This is a genomic window from uncultured Amnibacterium sp. (assembly GCF_964244015.1).
Lineage (GTDB): Bacteria > Actinomycetota > Actinomycetes > Actinomycetales > Microbacteriaceae > Amnibacterium.
In genome coordinates, this window is record NZ_CAXTHO010000077.1 from 1 (window position 1) to 5,280 (window position 5,280).

Annotated in this window: 7 protein-coding genes and 1 tRNA gene; 7 read left to right on the top strand and 1 reads right to left on the bottom strand. The window is 69.7% G+C overall.

The features are described 5' to 3' along the window. The 4 genes from ACFE67_RS09795 to ACFE67_RS09810 all read left to right on the top strand — a co-directional run. A partial coding sequence (locus ACFE67_RS09795; protein ID WP_375406688.1) for a CocE/NonD family hydrolase occupies window positions 1-775 on the top strand: 775 nt, incomplete at its 5' end. A gap of 141 nt (window positions 776-916) precedes the next feature. After that, window positions 917-1,843, top strand: coding sequence for an aldo/keto reductase family oxidoreductase (locus ACFE67_RS09800; RefSeq protein ID WP_375406689.1), 927 nt, complete (start codon window positions 917-919; stop codon window positions 1,841-1,843). Between the two features lie 133 nt (window positions 1,844-1,976). After that, the gene (gene orn, locus ACFE67_RS09805) at window positions 1,977-2,588 is read left to right on the top strand and encodes an oligoribonuclease (RefSeq protein WP_375406690.1); all 612 of its coding nucleotides are present in this window, start codon (window positions 1,977-1,979) and stop codon (window positions 2,586-2,588) included. Between the two features lie 59 nt (window positions 2,589-2,647). Further along, a tRNA-His gene (locus ACFE67_RS09810) sits at window positions 2,648-2,723 on the top strand. A 21-nt stretch (window positions 2,724-2,744) separates the two neighbouring features. Here ACFE67_RS09810 and ACFE67_RS09815 read toward each other — a convergent pair. Continuing rightward, on the bottom strand, window positions 2,745-2,987 hold the full coding sequence (locus ACFE67_RS09815; RefSeq protein WP_375406691.1) for a hypothetical protein: 243 nt from the start codon (window positions 2,985-2,987) through the stop codon (window positions 2,745-2,747). Window positions 2,988-3,130: 143 nt separating this feature from the next. Between ACFE67_RS09815 and ACFE67_RS09820 the strand changes: the two genes are divergently transcribed. Genes ACFE67_RS09820 through ACFE67_RS09830 form a run of 3 tightly spaced genes read left to right on the top strand, consistent with a single transcriptional unit; the run spans window position 3,131 to window position 4,994 of the window. Beyond that, a complete protein-coding gene (locus tag ACFE67_RS09820) occupies window positions 3,131-3,982 on the top strand; it encodes a mycofactocin-coupled SDR family oxidoreductase (protein ID WP_375406692.1) in 852 nt (283 codons plus the stop codon). 12 nt (window positions 3,983-3,994) lie between these two features. Further along, window positions 3,995-4,639 (top strand): FMN-dependent NADH-azoreductase, encoded by a 645-nt coding sequence (locus ACFE67_RS09825; RefSeq protein WP_375406693.1) that lies wholly within the window; start codon window positions 3,995-3,997, stop codon window positions 4,637-4,639. A 4-nt stretch (window positions 4,640-4,643) separates the two neighbouring features. Further along, complete coding sequence (locus ACFE67_RS09830) at window positions 4,644-4,994, top strand: metallopeptidase family protein (RefSeq protein ID WP_375406694.1); 351 nt, start codon at window positions 4,644-4,646, stop codon at window positions 4,992-4,994. Window positions 4,995-5,280: the final 286 nt, after the last annotated feature.

Genomic DNA, 5,280 nt, shown 5'->3' on the forward strand with positions numbered 1-5,280 from the left:
GGAGGTGCGGGAGATGCTCCGGACCGACCTGGTCCACCTCGAGCACCACCTGCATGGCGGCCCCGCGCCCGAGGGGCCACCCGTGCGGCTGTGGCTGCAGAACGCGGACCGCTGGCTCGGGCTCGAGACCTGGCCGCCGGAGGGCTCCGGCACGCGGCAGCGGTACTTCTCGTCCGACGGCGCGCTGCTCGCCGAACCGTCCGTCGACGGATCAGGGCCCAGCACGTTCGTGTTCGACCCCGCGGACCCGACGCCGGTGGAGGGGGGCCCGCTGCTCGCGCCGCCGGCGATGCAGGCCGACAACGGGGTGATGGAGTCCGCACTCGACGTCGTCGTGTTCACGGGCGTCCCCGAGCCCGTCGATCTGGACCTGGTCGGCGAGGTGCGGGCGACGGTCTTCGTGCGCCCCGAGCTGGAGTACGCCGACGTGTTCGTCCGCCTCTGCGACGTCGATCAGGAGGGGGTGTCGCGCAACGTCGTCGACGGCATCCGCAGGCTGGATCCGCTGACCGTTCCCGCGCCGGACGTGATGGTCGGCGCCGACGGGGTGCTGCAGGTCGAGGTCGAGCTGTTCCCGACCGCCTACCGGGTGCTGGCGGGGCACCGGCTCCGGGTCGTCGTGAGCGGCGGCGCGGTCCCGCGGTTCGCCCCGAATCCCGGTGACGGCACCCCCTCCGGGGACTGGACGACCGGCCGACCCTGCCGGTTCGAGGTGTTCCACGACGGCGACCACGCCTCGCACCTCACGCTGCAGGTTCGGGAGGAGGGCGCCTGAACGCCCTCGACTCCGTCCGTCGCGGGCTCCTGGTGATCTCGAGGCTCGCTTCGCTCGCACCTCGATCAGCGGGTCAAGCGGATTAGGGCGGGGCACCGACGATCAACCGGCGACCAGGCGGCGGGTGGCACGATGCCGCGCGTGAAGACCCTCGACCTGCCCCAGACCGACCTGTCCGCGCCGAACGTCATCCTCGGGCTGATGCGGATCCCCGACATGAGCGACGAGGAGATCCGCACCCTCGTCCGCACGGCGATCGACGTCGGCGTGACGATGTTCGACCACGCCGACGTGTACGGCGGCGACCACCTCTGCGAGCGCCGGTTCGGCGAGGCGATGGCGTTCACCCCCGCCGAGCGCGACGCCGTGATCATCCAGTCGAAGGTCGGCATCCACGACGGCACCTTCGACTTCTCGACCGAGCACATCCTCGCCTCGGTCGACGAGTCGCTCACGGCGCTGCGCACCGACCACCTCGACGCGCTCCTGCTGCACCGCCCCGACGCGCTCGTCGAACCCGACGAGGTCGCCGCCGCGTTCGACGCGCTGGAGGCGGCGGGCAAGGTGCGCGCATTCGGCGTCTCGAACCACACGCCGTACCAGGTGGAGCTGCTGAAGCGGTCCGTCCGGCAGCCGCTCGCGTTCAACCAGGTGCAGCTGAGCATCACGCACGCCGCGCTGATCGCCGCGGGCGTCGCCTCCAACATGGTCGCGCTGGACCAGTCGATCGACCGGGACAACGGGATCCTCGACTACGCGCGCCTGAACGGGATCACGCTGCAGGCCTGGTCGCCCTACCAGGCGGGGTTCTTCACGGGCACGTTCATCGGCGACCGGGAGCACTACGCCGAGCTGAACGACGCGCTCGACGACCTGGCCGCGCAGTACGACGTGACGCCGACGGGGATCGCGACCGCGTGGATCGCTCGGCACCCGGCCGACATGCAGGTCATCCTCGGCACCACGAAGCCCGAGCGGGTGCGGGAGGCGGCGGCGGGCTCCGAGCTGCGCCTCACCCGCCCGGAGTGGTACCGCCTCTTCACCGCGGCCGGCCACACCGTCCCCTGATCGGCCTGATTTCATATATCCGGGGATCTGCCGCCGACGCGGGCAGATCCCCGGATATATGAAAGCGCGCAGGCGCGGACGGGCAGGGAGGTGCTCACGAAGTGGGTGTCGGAGCCCTCGGTAGGATTTCTGCATGCCTTCCGGTGACCGTCTCGTCTGGATCGACTGCGAGATGACCGGGCTGGACCTCACCGTCGACGAGCTCGTCGAGGTCGCCGTGGTCGTCACCGACTTCGAGCTGACGGTGCTGGACCCGGGCTTCGACGTCGTCATCAAGCCGTCGGACGCCGCCAGGGACCACATGGGCGACGTCGTGGTGAAGATGCACACCTCCTCCGGCCTGCTCGAGGCGATGGAGCAGGGCGTGACGCTCGACGAGGCGCAGCGGCAGGTGCTCGAGTACCTGCGACGCTTCGTGCCGCAGGCGGGTCAGGCTCCGCTCGCGGGCAACACGATCGGCACCGACCGCGGCTTCCTCGCGAAGTACATGCCCGAGGTGGACGACTTCCTGCACTACCGCAGCATCGACGTCTCCTCCTTCAAAGAGCTCGCCCGCCGGTGGTACCCGCGCGTCTACTACGCGGCGCCCACGAAGAACGGCGGGCACCGCGCCCTCGCGGACATCCTCGAGTCGGTCCGCGAGCTCGAGTACTACCGGGCGACCGTGTTCACGCCCCTGCCCGGTCCGACGTCCGAAGAGGCGCAGGCCGCAGCGACGAAGGTCACCGCCGACTTCACCACGTGAGCCGCCGAGCCGACGCTCGGGTATGCTTCCGGAGGTCCGATGGAGACATCGGACGCATGGTGGGCGTAGCTCAGTTGGTAGAGCGCTGGCTTGTGGTGCCGGAAGTCGCGGGTTCGAGCCCCGTCGTTCACCCCATGTGTTGCGACTGCTGCAGCGTCAGCGCCGGTCGCGCTCCTGCGGGATCCGCTCGGTCCGCGGGCCATCGTCGACACTGTGGATGTTGCGGTCCTCCCACGCCGGCAGCAGCAGGAGCAGCGCCAGCAGACCCAGCCCGCCACCGACGAACGGCAGCGGATCGAGGTTCTGCCCCGACGAGAGCTGGATGGCGATGCGGGCCACGCTGGCGAGCATCAGCCACCCCGCCATCACGATGTAGACGATCAGGATCGCTGCCCTCATCCGTCCAGCATGGCGATGCGTTTCCGTACGTCCCCCCAGAACCCCGTGCGGAAAGCCTCCTGGTCTGCTCCCACCGAACGGCGTTACAGTTTCGGCACCGAGTGCCTCAATGCCGAGGCGCCGGATCGCGAAGGAGCGAACTCATGGGACTGCTCGATGGCAAGGTCGTCTTCATCACCGGCGGAGGTCGCGGCCAGGGCCGCGCGCACGCCGTCGTCTCGGCGCGGGAAGGTGCCGACATCGTCTTCGTCGACACGACGAAGCCCTTCGCGACCGTGCCCTACCCGGGCACGACCGCGGAGGACATCGCAGAGACGGTGCAGCAGGTGGAGGCGCTCGACCGTCGCGTCCTCGGGATCGAGGCGGACGTCCGCGACCAGTCGGCGCTCGACGGCGCGGTCGCCTCCGGCATCGCCGAGTTCGGCAAGATCGACTGCCTGATCGCGAACGCCGGTATCTGGACGCTCTCGTCGGTGCAGGACATGACCGACGAGACCTGGCAGGAGATGCTCGACATCAACATCACGGGCGTCTTCCACGCCGTCCGTGCCGTCGCGCCGCACATGATCGAACGGCAGCAGGGGTCGATCGTGCTGACATCGTCCACCAACGGCATCGAGGGCGGGGCGAACTACTCCCACTACACCGCCGCGAAGTTCGCCGTCGTCGGCTTCATGAAGTCGATCGCGCTCGAGCTCGGCCAGTACGGCATCCGCGCCAACACGGTGAATCCCGGTGCGATCCTCACCGGCATGACGAACAACCAGCCGGCCTGGGACATGTTCGCCGGGCACCCGGGCGGCACCCACGAGGACCTGCTGGCAGGCGGGCACTCCTTCACGGCGCTGAAGGGTGTCGGCTTCATGGATCCCGAGGTGATCGCGAACGGCGCGCTGTTCCTCAACTCGGCGCTCGCGGCGACGATCACGGGCGTCTCGCTGCCGATCGATGCGGGACATCTGGCGCTCGCTGGCATCAATCCCGACCCGAAGTAGCGTTCTCGGATCATGCCGCACCTCCTGCACCTCGATTCGTCGATCGACCCCGCCAGGTCCCGCTCGCGCGCCATCACGGCGGCGTTCGTGGAGACCTGGCGGGGCAGGAGCGGCGGTCACACCGTCACCTACCGGGACCTGCACGCGCGGCCGGTGCCGCATCTGACGGACGCCGCGTCGCACTGGGCGCCGCGACTCCGCAGGCCGGAGGACTCCCCTCCGGCTGCGGAGTCGGCACTGCAGACCGAGCTCATCGACGAGCTGCTCGCCGCGGACGTGCTGCTCATCGGGGCGCCGATGTACAACTACTCGCTGCCGTCGTCGCTGAAGGCGTGGATCGATCACATCCACGTGCCCGGCGTCACGGCGCCGTTCGACACGGCGGATCAGCCGCTCGCCGGACGGCCCGCGGTCATCGCGACGAGCCGCGGCGCCGTGTACGACGCCGGTACGCCGTCGGAGGGGTGGGACCACACCGTGCCGCCGCTCCGGCTCGTGCTCGGCTCGGCGCTGGGGATGGACGTCACGGTGCTCGAGACGAACCTGACGCTCGCCGACTCCGTGCCGGCGCTGTCGGACCAGCAGGAGCGGGCAGCCGGGGAACTGGCCGCGGCGACGGCGAGGGCGAGGGAGCTCGCCCTCACGATCGCCGGCTGACCCGGTGCCGATCGACCTGACCGCCGACGAGTTCGAAGCGATCGTCGAGGAGGAGCTGGATGCGCTCCCCGACGATCTGGTCGGCGGCCTGGAGAACGTCGCGTTCGTGATCGAGGACGCGGCGGAGGACGGGGAGGACCTGTTCGGACGCTACGAGGGGGTCGATCTCACGCAACGCGGGCAGTACGGCTTCGGCGAGCTGCCCGACCGGATCGTCGTGTTCCGTCTCCCGCATCTCGCGTCGGCGGACACGGTCCAGGACCTCCGTGACGAGCTGCACACGACGCTCGTGCATGAGATCGGCCACTTCTTCGGTCTGGACGACGACCGCCTGCACGAACTCGGCTGGGCCTGAGGGCTCAGCGGTTCAGATGCGCTTCGACTCCTCGTTCGGGTCGGCCTGACCCTGCAGCGGGTCGCTGCCCTTCGCGTCGAAGCGGTAGGAGACGAACTGCTCGCCGTTCAGCTCGCGCGCGCTGCTCACCGCGTAGTCGAACTGCGCGTCGGTGCCGTCGACCAGCGCGTACTGCGTGATGCGCTCCTCCGGCTTCCCGTCCTCGAGGAAGCGGTGCTCGGTCGTGCCCTCGAGCGGACCGTCGAGGTACTCCGCGACGTACTTGTGGGTTTCGGAGGAGGTGTCG